Origin of the sequence: Pantoea sp. E2023-21, assembly GCF_051302795.1 — a bacterium.
In the GTDB taxonomy this organism is placed as follows: Bacteria; Pseudomonadota; Gammaproteobacteria; order Enterobacterales; family Enterobacteriaceae; genus Pantoea; species Pantoea ludwigii_A.
Map to the genome: position 1 here is coordinate 660,300 of NZ_CP195344.1, position 14,082 is coordinate 674,381.

General features: G+C 57.3%; 13 protein-coding genes. 11 read left to right on the forward strand and 2 right to left on the reverse strand.

The genetic code is table 11. From position 1 onward, the window contains the following. Nucleotides 1–16 precede the first annotated feature (16 nt). The 10 genes from ACRQ84_RS03155 to ACRQ84_RS03200 all read left to right on the forward strand — a co-directional run bounded on the left by ACRQ84_RS03155 (nt 17) and on the right by ACRQ84_RS03200 (nt 10,035). Complete coding sequence (locus ACRQ84_RS03155) at nt 17–595, forward strand: outer membrane lipoprotein carrier protein LolA (protein ID WP_483817874.1); 579 nt, start codon at nt 17–19, stop codon at nt 593–595. Further along, nucleotides 561–2,882 carry an MMPL family transporter gene (locus tag ACRQ84_RS03160; protein WP_483817158.1) on the forward strand — a complete coding sequence of 774 codons (2,322 nt, stop codon included), beginning with the start codon at nt 561–563 and terminating at the stop codon, nt 2,880–2,882. Before ACRQ84_RS03155 ends, ACRQ84_RS03160 begins: the two co-directional genes overlap by 35 nt. Next, nucleotides 2,879–3,451 (forward strand): DUF3261 domain-containing protein, encoded by a 573-nt coding sequence (locus ACRQ84_RS03165; RefSeq protein WP_483817159.1) that lies wholly within the window; start codon nt 2,879–2,881, stop codon nt 3,449–3,451. Before ACRQ84_RS03160 ends, ACRQ84_RS03165 begins: the two co-directional genes overlap by 4 nt. Then, the gene (locus ACRQ84_RS03170) at nt 3,448–4,605 is read left to right on the forward strand and encodes a beta-ketoacyl-[acyl-carrier-protein] synthase family protein (RefSeq protein ID WP_483817160.1); all 1,158 of its coding nucleotides are present in this window, start codon (nt 3,448–3,450) and stop codon (nt 4,603–4,605) included. The genes ACRQ84_RS03165 and ACRQ84_RS03170 overlap by 4 nt, the downstream gene beginning before the upstream one ends. Further along, nucleotides 4,598–5,086, forward strand: coding sequence for a hotdog family protein (locus tag ACRQ84_RS03175; protein ID WP_483817161.1), 489 nt, complete (start codon nt 4,598–4,600; stop codon nt 5,084–5,086). The genes ACRQ84_RS03170 and ACRQ84_RS03175 overlap by 8 nt, the downstream gene beginning before the upstream one ends. Continuing rightward, nucleotides 5,083–5,814: a 3-ketoacyl-ACP reductase FabG2 gene (locus ACRQ84_RS03180; protein ID WP_483817162.1), complete on the forward strand. Its 732-nt coding sequence runs from the start codon at nt 5,083–5,085 to the stop codon at nt 5,812–5,814. Before ACRQ84_RS03175 ends, ACRQ84_RS03180 begins: the two co-directional genes overlap by 4 nt. Then, entirely contained in the window at nt 5,811–7,046 is a 1,236-nt protein-coding gene (locus tag ACRQ84_RS03185) for a beta-ketoacyl-ACP synthase (protein ID WP_196762370.1), read from the forward strand. Before ACRQ84_RS03180 ends, ACRQ84_RS03185 begins: the two co-directional genes overlap by 4 nt. 300 nt (nt 7,047–7,346) lie before the next feature. Beyond that, nucleotides 7,347–9,548, forward strand: coding sequence for a TonB-dependent receptor (locus ACRQ84_RS03190; protein WP_483817163.1), 2,202 nt, complete (start codon nt 7,347–7,349; stop codon nt 9,546–9,548). Nucleotides 9,549–9,678: 130 nt separating this feature from the next. Then, nucleotides 9,679–9,822 (forward strand): hypothetical protein, encoded by a 144-nt coding sequence (locus ACRQ84_RS03195; RefSeq protein ID WP_007893692.1) that lies wholly within the window; start codon nt 9,679–9,681, stop codon nt 9,820–9,822. A gap of 39 nt (nt 9,823–9,861) precedes the next feature. Beyond that, on the forward strand, nt 9,862–10,035 hold the full coding sequence (locus tag ACRQ84_RS03200; RefSeq protein WP_196762371.1) for a hypothetical protein: 174 nt from the start codon (nt 9,862–9,864) through the stop codon (nt 10,033–10,035). On the opposite strand, the gene ACRQ84_RS03205 is transcribed toward ACRQ84_RS03200, so the two are convergent. Continuing rightward, nucleotides 10,032–11,180 (reverse strand): glycoside hydrolase family 1 protein, encoded by a 1,149-nt coding sequence (locus tag ACRQ84_RS03205; RefSeq protein WP_483817164.1) that lies wholly within the window; start codon nt 11,178–11,180, stop codon nt 10,032–10,034. The genes ACRQ84_RS03200 and ACRQ84_RS03205 overlap by 4 nt on opposite strands. A 152-nt stretch (nt 11,181–11,332) precedes the next feature. On the opposite strand from ACRQ84_RS03205, the gene ACRQ84_RS03210 reads away from it, so the two are divergent. After that, the gene (locus ACRQ84_RS03210; protein WP_064740836.1) at nt 11,333–12,796 is read left to right on the forward strand and encodes a phospholipase D-like domain-containing protein; all 1,464 of its coding nucleotides are present in this window, start codon (nt 11,333–11,335) and stop codon (nt 12,794–12,796) included. A gap of 31 nt (nt 12,797–12,827) precedes the next feature. Here the strand turns inward: ACRQ84_RS03210 and mdoC are convergent, their stop codons facing one another. Continuing rightward, nucleotides 12,828–13,952: a glucans biosynthesis protein MdoC gene (gene mdoC / locus ACRQ84_RS03215; RefSeq protein WP_483817165.1), complete on the reverse strand. Its 1,125-nt coding sequence runs from the start codon at nt 13,950–13,952 to the stop codon at nt 12,828–12,830. Between the last annotated feature and the right edge of the window lie 130 nt (nt 13,953–14,082).

Here is a 14,082-nt window from a genome sequence, read left to right on the forward strand (position 1 = left end):
CCTGTTACTGCTGGTGATGTGTGCCAACGCCAGCGCGGTCACGCTCGAACAGTTGCAGCAGCGCTTTGCCAGCCAACCGGTGATCCGCGCCAATTTTGTCCAGGTGCGCACTATTGAAGGTATGGCGCAACCGCTGGTATCGCGCGGTCAGTTGCTCATTGCCCAGCAGCAGGGCTTGTGGTGGCAGCAAGTCACGCCGTTTCCGCTGATGCTCATCCTCGACGATAAGCGCATGGTGCAGAGCATGAGCGGCCAGCCGCCGCAGGTGATCACCGCCGAGAGCAATCCGCAGATGTTCCAGTTCAACCATCTGCTGCGCGCGCTGTTCCAGGCGGATGAAAAAGTGCTGCGTGAGAATTTTGAGCTCGATTTCCACGATCGCGGCAACAACCGCTGGCAGCTTGGCCTGACGCCGAAAGCCGCGCCGCTGAATAGAATTTTTAGCCGTATCGATCTGCAGGGCGATGCGTTTCTCAATCGCATCACGCTAGACGACAAGCAGGGCGATAAAACCGAGATCACGCTAAGCGATACCCGAACCGAACCTACACAGTTAACCGATGAAGAGCGAGCCCGTTTTGCCCCAGCGCAGTGAGAAAACCGTTGCGCTGCTGTGGCTAGCGGTGTGCCTGGCGTTAGCGGTGGCACTGGCGGTGTTGCTGCCGCGCAGCCAGCTGAACAGCAGCGTACTGGCGTTGTTACCCCAGCAGAACCTCGGCCAGGCACCGGCGGAAATTCAGCACGGGTTTATGCAGCGCCTCGATCGCCAGTTGGTGTGGCTGGTAAGCGCCAACGATCAAGAGGGCGAGGCGGCCGCAGCCTGGTGGCAAGCGCAACTGCACGCTTTGCCGATGTTGAAACAGGTGAGCGGCGAGCTGAAGGACGATCAGATGCAGCGCTGGGGCGCGTACGCATTTCAGCATCGTAACGGCTTGATCGATGCGGCGACGCGCGCACGCTTGCAAAACGGCGGCGGCGCACAGGCCGACTGGATTCTGGCGCAGCTGTTCTCAGCATTTGCCGGCGTGGGCAGCAAAGAGATCGGCAACGATCCGCTGCTGTTGGTGCGTGGCGCGCAGCTGGCATTACAGCAAAACGCCAACAAGATGCTGCTGCATAACGGCTGGCTGACGGTAAACGATGCGCAGCAGCGCCGCTGGTATTTCCTGCACGGAGAACTGGCGAGCAATGCTTTCAGTATTAAAGAGAGCCATCAGCTGGTGACCGCGCTCAACCAGCTGGAATTACAGTTCAAAACCCGCTGGCCAGATGCGCAACTGCTGACGCGTGGCACGGTGTTGTTTAGCGACGATGCCAGCCAGCGTGCGCAGCATGATGTCGAAACCCTCGGCAGTGTCACCTTAGCGGGATTGCTGCTGCTGGTGTGGCTGGTCTTCCGTTCGCTGCGACCGTTGGCGCTGTGTGCGCTGTCGGTCGCCATCGGCGCGATGGCGGGCACGGTACTGACATTGCTCTGTTTTGGTGAGCTGCATCTCACTACTTTAGTCATGAGCCTCAGCATTGTCGGGATCTCGGCCGATTATACCCTGTACTACCTAACGGAACGCATGGTGCACGGCGAAGACGCGACGCCGTGGCAAAGCCTGCACAAGGTGCGCGGCACGCTGCTACTGGCATTGGGCACCACGGCGATAGCCTGGCTGCTGATGTTGCTGGCGCCGTTCCCCGGTTTACGCCAGTTAGCGGTGTTTGCCGCCAGTGGATTGAGCGCGTCCTGCCTGACGGTGATCTGCTTTTATCCGTGGCTGGTGCGCGGCTTACCGGTACGTCCGATTCCGGCCATGGTGTGGCTGGCGCGCTGGCTAGCAGCGTGGCGTCGCAATAATTGGTTGAAGCGCGGATTACCGGCGCTGGTGGCGATCTATGCGATTAGCGGCATGCTGCAGTTGCATGTCGATGACGATATTGCCCATCTGCAAAGTGCCCCAGCGAAATTATTAGCGCAGGACCGCCAGTTAGCGCAGCTTACCGGTCAGCAGGCCGATCAAACCTGGTTTGTGGTGTGGGGCGATGATGAACAGCAGGCGCTGCAGCGGCTCAGCGCGCTCACGCCGACGCTGCAACAGGCGCAGCAGCAAGGATGGTTTGCTCATTATCGCGTGCTGCCGCTCAGTTCACTGGCGCAGCAGCAGCAGGATGTGGCGCTACTGCAACAGGCTGCGCCGACTATTCTGGAGCGATTGAAGCAGGCGGGCATCACGGTGGCGAAGGCGGATCTCAGCGCCATGCCGGTCACCGTCGGCGACTGGCTGGCGAGCCCGCTCAGTGAAGGCTGGCGGCTGCTTTGGCTGTCGCTGCCGGACGGGCGTAGCAGCGTACTGGTGCCAATCGGTGGCGTAAAAAACAGCGCCGTGCTGCAACAGCTGGCATCCCAGCAGGCGGGCGTCAGTTGGGTTGATCGTAAGGCCAGCTATGATGAACTGTTCCGCTTCTGGCGCACGTTGCTGAGCGGATTGCTGGCGCTGGCGCTACTGCTGATTACCGCCAGCTACATGCTGCGGCTCGGCGTGAAAGCCGGGATGCGCAGCGCGCTGCCGTCGTGGCTGTCGCTGGCGGCGGCGCTGGCGACGCTGGGCTGGATCGGCGCCAGCCTCAATCTGTTTGCCCTGTTGGCGCTGATTCTGGTGCTGGGCATCGGCATCAACTACACGCTGTTCTTCAGCAATCCGCGCGGCACGCCGTTAACCTCGATGCTGGCGGTGACGCTGGCGATGATGACCACGCTGTTAACGCTCGGCATGCTGGTGTTCAGCAGTACCGCCGCCATCAGCGGTTTTGGTACCGTGCTGTGCAGCGGGATTTTTTGTGCATTCTTGCTGGCGCCGCTGGCGCTGGCCCCGGGGAAAAGGAAGCAACGATGAAAAGGGGTATTTTGCTGCTGTTGAGCCTGCTCGTGGGCGGCTGCGCGCAGCATGACAGTGACCTCAACCGGCCGAGCGCGTGGTTGAAACCCGGCGTGCGCGTCACGCTGCCGGCACCGGGCATCTCGCCCGCGTTTCAGCAACAGCAGTTGCTGACCGGTCACGCTAAAGGCAAAACCCAGTCGCTGCTGGTGCTGTTGAGCGCCGATTCGCAACAGCTGAGTCTCGCCGGTTTGTCATCGCTTGGCATTCGCCTGTTCCGCGTCACCTATGATAACACCGGCATTCACACACAGCAGATGATGGCGCTGCCGGAAATGCCGCCAGTCAGTCAGGTGCTGGCTGATGTGATGCTGAGCCACTGGCCGATCAGCGCGTGGCAGCCGCAGCTGCCGCGTGGCTGGACGCTGACCGACATCGAGGATCGCCGAGAGCTGCGCGATCCGTCCGGCAAGGTAATAACGCTGATTCGCTATCTGCAGCGCGGCGAACGGCGTGAACCGATCAGCATCGATCAACGCGCCTTTGGCTATCAGATTCAAATCCAACATCTGGATGCGTCATCATGATTTACATTTCCGCCTTTGGCATGGTGAATGCGCTGGGCAACAATCTGGCGCACATTGCCACGCAGCTGCAAGCGGGTCACGCGCCCGGTATGCAGCCGCGCGAGGGCTGGCTGCAAGACGGCAAACGCTGCTGGCTGGGCGAGGTACTGGGTGAATTACCGGTGATTCCTGCCGCGCTGGCGGCGCATAACACGCGCAATAATCAGCTACTGCTGGCCGCGCTGGCGCAGATGCGCCCGGCCCTGGATGCGGCCATCGCCCAATATGGGCGTGAGCGGGTGGCAATTGTGCTCGGCACCAGCACGTCCGGCGTTGATGAAGGCGATCGTCAGGTGGATGGCGATCTACCGGGTTACGATTACCGCATGCAAGAGTTGGGCGATCCGTCGCGCTTCCTGGCGCATTATTTAGCGCTGGATGGTCCGGCTTACACGATTTCTACTGCCTGTTCCTCTAGCGCGCGCGCGATGATCAGCGGTCAACGTTTGATTGATGCCGGGTTGGTGGATGTGGCATTGGTGGGAGGAGCTGATTCGCTAAGCCGCATGCCGATCAACGGCTTCGCCAGCCTCGATTCCCTTTCTGAACGCCTTTGCGCGCCGTTTAGCGCCGATCGCGACGGCATTTCGATTGGCGAGGCCGCCGCACTGTTGTTGCTGACACGTGAAAAGCAGTCGCTGGCGCTGATCGGTTGCGGTGAATCGTCGGATGCGTGGCACATGTCGGCACCCCATCCAGAGGGGGTCGGTGCGGAGCGTGCCATGTTGATGGCGCTGCAGCAGGCCGGATTACAGCCGCAGGATATCGGTTACATCAATCTGCACGGTACCGCCACGCCGCTGAACGATCAGGTGGAATCTGCGGTTATTCATCGCCTGTTTGGCGATGGCGTGCCGTGCAGCTCAACCAAACACCTTACCGGCCATACGCTGGGCGCAGCGGGCGCGACCGAAGCGGCGCTGGCCGCACTGATCCTGCAGCAGAATTTGCCGCTGCCGCCGCAGGACTTCTCCGTTGCGCCACGCGATACCTCGCTGCCGGACTGCGGTCTAATCACCGCACCGCAGCCGCTGGCGCGTCCGGTGATTGCCTCAAATTCGTTTGCTTTTGGCGGGAACAATACCTGCCTGATTGTAGGAAAACCTCATGAGTGATTTTCTGCCTGTCGCTGCCTATCTGCCGCATCGCGCGCCGATGCTGCTGCTCGACCGCGTCATCCAGGTCACTGACGACAGCGTAATTTGCGAAGTCCGCGTTAACGCGGCGGGCGTGCTGGCGCCGTTTCTCACTGTGCAGGGTGATTTGCCGGCGTGGTATGGCGTGGAGATTATGGCGCAGACCGTTGGCGTCTGGTCGGGCTTCCATGCACGACAGCGCGGCGACGATGAGATTCGTCCCGGTATGCTGCTTGGTGGGCGCGGCTATCGCGCCAGCAGCGCTGCCTTTGCCGTCAATAGCACTTTGCGCATTGAAATGCGTCTACTGATGCGCGACGACAGATTGGGCAGTTTCGAAGGGGAAATCCGCAGCGACGATGCAATCATCGCCAGCGGTCGGTTGAATACTTATCAGCCCAATGAACAAGAGTTAATCCAATTGCAACACGTTCCGTTAAAACAAGGAGTTCAGCTATGACACGCAGCGTATTAGTGACCGGCGCAAGTAAAGGTATTGGCCGCGCCATCGCACTGCGTCTGGCGCAGGACGGCTTTGAGATGGTCGTGCATTATCATCGTGACAGCGACGGTGCAGCGCAGACGCTGGAGGAAATTGTGGCGGCGGGGGGATGTGGACGCACCTTGCAGTTTGACGTCGGGCAGCGCGCTGCTACGCGCAGCGCACTGGAGCAGGATATCGCCGCACATGGCGCCTATTACGGCGTGGTGAGCAATGCGGGCATCACGCGCGATGCGGCGTTTCCGGCGCTGACTGAGGATGAGTGGGACAGCGTGATCCATACCAATCTCGACAGCTTCTACAACGTGATTCATCCGTGCGTAATGCCGATGATTGGCCTGCGCAAGGGCGGACGCATTATTACGTTGTCGTCCGTGTCAGGAATGATGGGCAATCGTGGCCAGGTCAATTACAGCGCCGCCAAAGCTGGGATTATCGGCGCCACTAAAGCGCTGGCGATTGAGCTGGCGAAACGCAAAATTACTGTCAACTGCATCGCACCAGGCTTGATTGATACCGGCATGACCGATCTTGAGCCGCTGGTGATTGATGAAGCGATGAAGCTGATCCCGATGAAGCGCATGGGCGCGGCAGATGAAGTTGCCGGATTGGCCAGCTACTTAATGTCGGATATCGCGGGTTACGTCACTCGTCAGGTGATTTCAATCAATGGAGGTATGCTGTGATCCAGCGTGTAGTGGTAACCGGCATGGGCGGTGTGACCGCGTTTGGTGAGAGCTGGAGCGCGGTGTCAGAGCGTATTAAGCAAGGTAAAAACGCGGTGCGTCATATGCCGGAATGGCAGGTTTACGACGGCTTGCACACCCTGCTTGGCGCGCCAGTGGATGACTTCACGCCGCCAGCGCATTACACGCGCAAACGCATTCGCTCGATGGGCCGCGTTTCGCTGATGGCGACGCGCGCTACCGAGCTGGCGCTAGAGCAGGCCGGTTTGATCGACCATCCGGTACTCACCAACGGTGAAACCGGCATTGCTTACGGATCCTCAACCGGCAGCACCGGACCGGTGAGTGAATTTGCCACCATGCTGACGGAAAAACACACTAACAATATCACCGGCACCACGTATGTGCAGATGATGCCGCACACCACTGCGGTGAATGCGGGCCTGTTCTTCGGTCTGCGCGGCCGGGTGATCCCGACGTCCAGCGCCTGTACATCTGGCAGCCAGGCAATCGGCTACGCATGGGAGGCGATCCGCCATGGTTACCAAACGGTGATGGTGGCGGGGGGCGCGGAAGAGTTATGCCCATCCGAAGCAGCGGTATTCGACACGCTGTTTGCCACCAGCCAGCGCAACGACGCGCCGCACAGCTCGCCCGCGCCATTTGATCAACAGCGCGACGGATTGGTGATTGGCGAAGGCGCGGGCACCTTGATCCTCGAATCCCTTGAACATGCACAGGCGCGCGGAGCCACCATTTATGCGGAGCTGGTGGGTTTCCACACTAACTGCGATGCCGCGCATATCACCCAGCCGCAGCGTGAAACCATGCAGATTTGTATTGAGCGCGCGTTGCAAACCGCCGGTGTCACGGCGGAGCAGATCGGCTACATCAACGCCCACGGCACCGCCACCGACCGTGGTGACATTGCCGAAAGCCTGGCGACGGCGTCAATCTATGGCAACAGCACGCCCATCTCTTCGCTGAAAAGCTATTTTGGCCATACGCTGGGCGCATGCGGTGCGCTGGAAGCCTGGATGAGCATTGAGATGATGCGTGAAGGCTGGTTTGCGCCGACGCTCAATTTGACACAACCGGCGGCAGAGTGTGGCGATCTTGATTACATTGTCGGCGAAGCACGGCATATTGAGACCGATTACATCCAATCCAACAACTTCGCGTTTGGCGGCATTAATACCTCGCTGGTGTTTAAACGCTGGCGTGATGCCTGATATAGCAGGTCGCCATGAATGGCGTAATGCTGGTTAGTTAAGAGATGAAACCCCAATAATCGAGCGCACACGTTGTAGCGGCGCAATTCATTGCGCGATAAATCGCGCCGCTACGGAACGTGCGGTGATTCAATACGGGGCTCAACTGATCGGCATTACGCCATTTATGGCGACCTGATGCAGCTCCTCTCCATTATCTGTGTGGCGAAAGTAGGATTTTTCTTGCTTTCGGGCAACGACTGCGCATAATCGCAAACCGCAATAATAATGATTATCACTTCGTTTGCATTAGGGGATCCCATGCGCACTCTGCCTTTCAATCCCGGACTGAAACCGACGCTGTTGGCCGTAATGGTCAGCGCCGGTTGTTTGCCAGTGATGGCTGCTAACACCAACACCACAACACCCACTGACGCGAAAAACGAGCAGCAGACGCTAACCGTTACCGCGGCGCCGCAAACCGATTTCAAACCCGGCGGCGACGATCTGGTACCGGCTTACCTTGATGGACAGGTTGCACACGGCGGCCGACTCGGCATGCTGGGTGAGCAAAACGCCATGGATGTGCCGTTTAACGTCATCGGTTTTACCTCGAAAATGATTCAAGACCAGCAGGCGCAAACCATCGGTGACGTGGTGCGCAACGATGCCGGCGTGCAGAATCTGAAAGGCTACGGCAACTTCGCTGAGAGCTATCGTATTCGTGGGTTCAAGCTGGATGGCGATGCCATGACCTATGGCGGCCTGGCAGGTATCGTGCCGCGTCAGGTGATGGATGCCTCGTTGATTGATCGCGTGGAAATCTTCAAAGGGGCTAACGCCTTGTTGAACGGTTCGGCGGAGAGCGGCGTCGGCGGCATGATTAACCTCGAGCCGAAGCACGCTGATGATACGCCGCTGACGCGCATCGGCGTAGATTACACCTCCGGTTCACAAGTGGGCGGCACCGCGGATATTGGCCGCCGTTTTGGTGACAATAACCAGTTTGGCGTCCGTCTGAATGCCGTTAACCGCGAAGGCGGCACTGAGGTGGATGGCGAGAAGAAACGCACTACCGCTGCGTCACTGGGGCTGGATTATCGTGGCGACCGTCTGCGTACGTCGCTGGACGTTGGTTACCAGAAGAAAACCTTCCACGATGCGCGTAACGGCATCAATATCAGCGGCATCGATTTCATTCCTGAGGTGCCCTCCAACACGAAAAATTACAGCCAGAACTGGGTATTCAGCGATATCGAGTCGGAATTTGGTCTGGCGAAAGCCGAATACGATCTCACCGATCAGTGGACCGCCTATGCGGGCCTGGGCGCGCAACACACCCATGAAGTCGGCAACTACGGCATTCCGAAGATCCTCGATAGCGCGGGCAACGCCACTATTGGCCGCTTCCGTACCAATCGCGTGCAGGACAACATGAGCGGTATGGTTGGCCTGCGTGGCGATTTCACCACCGGTCCAGTGACGCATAAAGTCAATTTCGGCTATTCGGCGATGACCGCGAACGCGAAAAACAGCTATCGCATGTCGTCGGGTAACGATGCCAGTGTGAATATTTATAATCCGCAGGATGTAGCTGAACCGGAGAGCATGTTCGCTGGTGGTGCTAAGTTCAGCGATCCGCTTACCACTTACCGTTCACGTTCGCAGGGCTACCTGCTGAGCGACACGCTGGGCTTCTTTGATGACACCTTGCTGGCCACCGTGGGTGCGCGTCATCAGAAAGTGGTGGTGCGTAATTACGGTTATGACGGTGTAGAAGATGCGGGCACACGTTTCGATAGCAGCCGCTGGCTGCCAGCGTACGGTTTGCTGTATAAAGCCACGCAAAATATCTCGCTGTATGCCAACCATACCGAATCACTTACGCCGGGCACTGCTGCGCCGTTTACCGCCAGCAACTACGGTAGCGTCACCGGCATTGTGCATGCTAAGCAGAACGAAGTGGGTGTGAAGGCGGACTTTGGCCGTATTGGCGGATCGCTGGCGCTGTTTGAAATCAAACAGCCGGTAGGCGTGCTGAACAATTCGGTGTACCAACTGAATGGAGAGCAGCGTAACCGCGGCGTTGAGCTGAATGTGTTTGGCGAACCGGTGCTGGGTCTGCGTCTGAACAGCAGTGCCACCTGGATCGATCCGGATATGACCAAAACCGGTGACAGCGATCAGGATGGCAAAAACGCCATTGGCGTACCGCGCTTCACGGCGGCGCTGGGTGCTGAGTATGACATCAAGCCGGTTGACGGTTTGACCGCCACAGCCTTGCTGAACTACACCGGTTCGCAGTATGCCAACCTGGCGAATACCACCAAGCTGGACGACTACACCACATTGGATTTAGGTCTGCGTTATCGCATGAAGGTTAACCAGAACGATATGGTGTGGCGCGTGGGCATGGATAACGTTACCAATGAGAAATATTGGGCCAACGTTGATGACAGCGGCACCTATTTGTCTCAGGGTGAACCGCGCACGGTCAAGGTTTCACTGAGCTACGATTTCTAATCAGTTCCTCACGGGGCGGATTGACGCCCCGTTATTTCTTCGCCAGAAATATTCCTGTACCTTACGGCACATTGCATTACACTCTGTGCGGCAATCCTGCGCGAAAACTCGCCTTTATCTTTGAGTCATCATGAGTTCACCTGCACCACCAGACGACCACGACGAACCTTATCGGCAGCCGCTCGACGACGCGCTCTTCGCCATTGTGGTACTTGCAGTGACTTCGGTTACGCTGATAATCTTTGTCCTGATGATTACGCTGTGGATGAGCTAAGGTCAGCCCCGGGAAAAGGAAGTCTGCAAGGAGATGTCGATGGAATCCAGAGATGACAAACTGATCGCCATAATTGGCCTGCTCTCCGCGTGCTTGATTGGCGTGGTGTTTCTCTTCACCATGACCTGGCTCACCGACGTGCGTCATCCCGCTGATCCTTCACTTGATGTGCAAACCTGCCCGCAAAAACTGACCACCACGCAACAGTCTTAGCTTTTTGTCTGCCAGTTCTGCCACTTAATCTGCTGACTGCGCAACTCCAGCGCCAGCGCCTCATGCAGGGTACGATTGCCATTCGGATCGCCGAGGCCAAACAGCGGCCCTGGTGACCGTCGATCGTCGGCCCACGCCGGATACTCCACCACCGGATAGAGCGAAATGCCCTCCAGCGCTACACCGTGATCCAGCGCCAAACGCGCCTCTTCACTTATCTGACGCAGCCAGGGCGCACGCGCATCTCCTTCGGCACCGGTTTCAGCCAGAATCATCGGGCGCTGATAGCGTTGCCAGCACTGGATAAGCAATCGGTGCAGCGGTTGGCGCGTTGGATGGTCGAGCGGAATGGTTTCGCCCGAGAAAAACCAGTGATTATCGGGATAGTAATTGAGACCAAGGATATCGAGAAAATCTTCACGACCGCCCAGTTCAGGTGCATCGCGTCCGCCAATCCAATCCCAGGCTTCAAACTGTGCCTGATGCTGCGCGTCGGCGTAAGGTTTGCTGTCAGGATTATCGGGATGCGTCGCGACTTGTACCAGCGGGTCGGTCAGTACAAAGCGGGCATCAGGATAGATCTCGCGAATGGCGTGCATCGCCGCCAGCGAGGCGCGGACGAGCTGGCGCTTCAGCTCGCGACCACGATCGCTGGCGTAAGGATCGAGCCAGGAGACATCAGCGCCAGCCCACGACCAGAATGAGATCTGATTGATCGGCGTGAAAAACGGCTTTTCAATACCTTCATCGCGCATCAGTTGCGCCATCGCGCGGGCGAAGCGTTCGAAGTGATCAACGAAGCCGGCTTTCCAGATATCCAGATGATTGGGATAGCCAAAGTGCGCCAGCTCCCAGATAATCTGCATATCGTGACGCGCCGCGGCGTGAACCATCGGCAGAAAGGTGCGCCAGTCATATTCGTTGGGTACGGCTTCAATCAGATGCCAGCGTGCGCCATCGCGCGCCGTGTGCAAACCTTCTTGCGCCAGTGCGGCATAATCTTTCTCCAGCAGCATGTCGTGACCGCTGCTGATCACCATATCCAGCCGACGTCCGCCCGCGCGACAGGCGGTTGAACAGGGAAAACTGCCCTGAAAGAAACTGCGGAACAGCTGAGGGTGATGGCGTAGGGATGGCTGAGTCATGATGCTCTCCTCACGGTGAACGCCGGATGCAGAACGCTTGGCTAAGTCTAGACTAAATTGACGTCGCGCCATCCGGCAGAAGAGGAAGCCTCCGATTGCCATTTTCGCGCCGATACTAACAATAATAGGTCCACAGTCTTCAGGGATTCACTATGAGTGAAGCAGCAACATCTTTGCCGTCCGAGGAACAACCGGGCAACGGACTGAAATTCAGTGTTGAGGCGCGCTGCGCCCGGCATCCGGGCATGAGCGGCATTCATCCGCTCAACGATGGGTTGGACGCCTTTGCTGCGCGCTATCAAATGATGAGCATGGCGCAGCACACCATCGATGTGCAGTACTACATTTGGCACAACGACATGTCCGGCCGCTTGCTGTTCAGCGCATTGCTGGACGCCGCCGAGCGCGGGGTGAAGGTGCGATTGTTGCTGGATGACAACAACACGCCAGGTTTAGATGAAACACTGGCGGAGCTTGATCGCCACGCCAATATTGCCGTGCGGCTGTTCAATCCGTTCTCGTTCCGCACGCTACGCGCGCTCGGTTATCTCACCGATTTTTCCCGCCTCAACCGGCGTATGCACAATAAGAGCCTGACGGTGGATGGTGCAGCCACGCTGGTGGGCGGGCGCAATATCGGCGACGAATATTTTGGAACCGGCGATGAACCGCTGTTTACCGATCTTGATGTGCTGGCGATTGGTCCAGTGGTGGACGAAGTAACGCAGGATTTCGATCGTTACTGGCGCAGCAAAGCGGTGTCGTCGCTGCGTAAGGTGGTAGACGTAAGCGGCGATACGCATCAGGCGGTGCGCTTGCCGCAAGAGTGGCAGCAGAGTGAAGCGGTGGAACGCTATCTGGCCCGGCTGGAGCACTCATCATTTATCAGCCAGATGGCGCAGGGCGAACTGGAGATGACGTGGGCAGAATCGCGCCTGCTAAGCGACGATCCGCGTAAAGGGCTCGGCAAGGCGAAACGCCGTAGTTTGCTGCCGCAGCGCATGCTGGAAGTGATCGGCACGCCGCAGCAGCAGTTTGATATCATCTCGGCATACTTTGTCCCAACGCGTTCGGGCGTAGCGCAGTTGCTGGCGCTGAAGCGGCGCGGCGTAAAAATTACCATACTCACCAATTCACTGGCTGCCAATGATGTGACGGTGGTGCACGCCGGTTATGCACGCTGGCGCAAAAAACTGCTGCGCCACGGCATCGCGCTGTATGAACTGAAGCCGCAGGATAATCCGCAAAGTGCGCCACACGATCGCGGTATTACCGGTAATTCCGGTTCCAGTTTGCATGCCAAAACCTTCACCGTAGACAATCGCAAAGTGTTTATCGGATCGTTTAATTTCGATCCGCGTTCCGCCATGCTGAATACCGAAATGGGTTTGGTGATTGAGAGCGAAACCCTGGCGCAGCAAACCCATCAGCGCTTTATTGCCGGGATGCGCCATCGTGCCTGGACGCTGCGTCTGGATAAGTGGGGACGCGTCAACTGGGTGGAGTTTGCTAACGAGCAGGGCGAAGTCGTGCATAAACACGAACCGCAGTGCACGCTGCTACAGCGCTTGCTGGTACGACTGGTGTGGCGCTTGCCGGTTGAGTGGTTGCTTTAAATAAAACGGGCCAGCTTAGCTGGCCCGAATATCATTTGCGTTGCGGCTTACCGGAGAACAGGAAGCGCAGCAGCGGAATGCGCAGATGAATTTCATATAACGTGAAAGCGACGCCAAATACCATCAGCAAGCCGACGAAGAAGCCGAGCGTGTTGTTGCCAATGTGCGGCGTGATGTAGATGCCGTACAAAATGGTCAGCGGATGGTGCACCAGATAGATGAACAGTGAGGCATTCACCAGATACATGATGCGCGGCGAATGGCTGTTCAGCAGCTTATGTCCGAAGCTAAAACAGACGTTCAGCATGCATAACCCCATCAGCGTCGAAATGATCATATCCAGCTCATACAGCCAACCTTCACCGCTGCTGTAACGCTGATTCAGGCTGTAAGCGATGAATACTGCAATAGCGCCAAAGCACATCACCGGATTAAAGCGCACAAACAGCGCTTTCAACGCTTGATGTTTCCAGCTCAACGCGCCCAGCATAAAGAAGGGCAGGAACGTCAACGTCTGCATGACGGCAATACTGAACAGACCATCGGCAAAAACGGCCGGTGCCAGTGTAAACAGCACGCGGCGGAACAAGCACCACATCAGGGCATAACCCAACAGCGCCAGCGTTAATTTGCCCCAACCGATGTGCTGATAATCAATGCGGCGCTGCTGTTTGCCAAGCCAGCGAAACGTCAGCATGCCTAACGTAGTCAGAATCACCAGTACCAATAAAAACCACAGGTGCGAGATCAGTTCCCACATCAAGGTGTTGTACTTGTCGTACAAGGAGAAACTGTTCCAGTCGCCAATTTTATCGGTGAGATTTTTCACCATGAAGAATTGCGGCAACGTAATCAGGGGAACAGCAGTCAAAAGGGGAATGCCGACGCGCTCCAGACGGACTTTGAGCCAGCGCTGCGGCTGGTAACGTAAGTAGAGCATGTAGGAAAAATAGCCTGAGATTACAAAGAACACCTGCATGCGGAAGGCGTGGATAAAGTCGTTCAACACCGTTAACCACATTGAGGCGTCAGGACTGTTCACAGCCCATTTTTGCGTAGAGTAAATCAGTGAGACGTGAAAAGGCACGCCTAATAACATTAAATACGCTCGAATCGAGTCGAGGAAATATTCACGTTCGGGTTTAGCTGAACTCATAATCTTCCAATAGTCAGTTTACTTGCCGGTTTCGCCCTGAAACCGGATTATGCCGAAGGAAAATTCTACCGGCTGTAAACAGGGTATACTATCAGGTGAATCTGTATGTGATTTTGCAGGGTTTAATTAT

Bases quoted from the DNA above. Each gene is read 5' to 3' on its own strand.
- ACRQ84_RS03160 (WP_483817158.1), top strand. From the start codon at position 561: ATGAAGAGCGAGCCCGTTTTGCCCCAGCGCAGTGAGAAAACCGTTGCG.
- ACRQ84_RS03170 (WP_483817160.1), top strand. From the start codon at position 3,448: ATGATTTACATTTCCGCCTTTGGCATGGTGAATGCGCTGGGCAACAAT.
- ACRQ84_RS03175 (WP_483817161.1), top strand. From the start codon at position 4,598: ATGAGTGATTTTCTGCCTGTCGCTGCCTATCTGCCGCATCGCGCGCCG.
- ACRQ84_RS03165 (WP_483817159.1), top strand. From the start codon at position 2,879: ATGAAAAGGGGTATTTTGCTGCTGTTGAGCCTGCTCGTGGGCGGCTGC.
- mdoC (WP_483817165.1), bottom strand. From the start codon at position 13,952: ATGAGTTCAGCTAAACCCGAACGTGAATATTTCCTCGACTCGATTCGA.
- ACRQ84_RS03205 (WP_483817164.1), bottom strand. From the start codon at position 11,180: ATGACTCAGCCATCCCTACGCCATCACCCTCAGCTGTTCCGCAGTTTC.
- ACRQ84_RS03190 (WP_483817163.1), top strand. From the start codon at position 7,347: ATGCGCACTCTGCCTTTCAATCCCGGACTGAAACCGACGCTGTTGGCC.
- ACRQ84_RS03210 (WP_064740836.1), top strand. From the start codon at position 11,333: ATGAGTGAAGCAGCAACATCTTTGCCGTCCGAGGAACAACCGGGCAAC.
- ACRQ84_RS03155 (WP_483817874.1), top strand. From the start codon at position 17: ATGTGTGCCAACGCCAGCGCGGTCACGCTCGAACAGTTGCAGCAGCGC.
- ACRQ84_RS03180 (WP_483817162.1), top strand. From the start codon at position 5,083: ATGACACGCAGCGTATTAGTGACCGGCGCAAGTAAAGGTATTGGCCGC.
- ACRQ84_RS03200 (WP_196762371.1), top strand. From the start codon at position 9,862: ATGGAATCCAGAGATGACAAACTGATCGCCATAATTGGCCTGCTCTCC.
- ACRQ84_RS03195 (WP_007893692.1), top strand. From the start codon at position 9,679: ATGAGTTCACCTGCACCACCAGACGACCACGACGAACCTTATCGGCAG.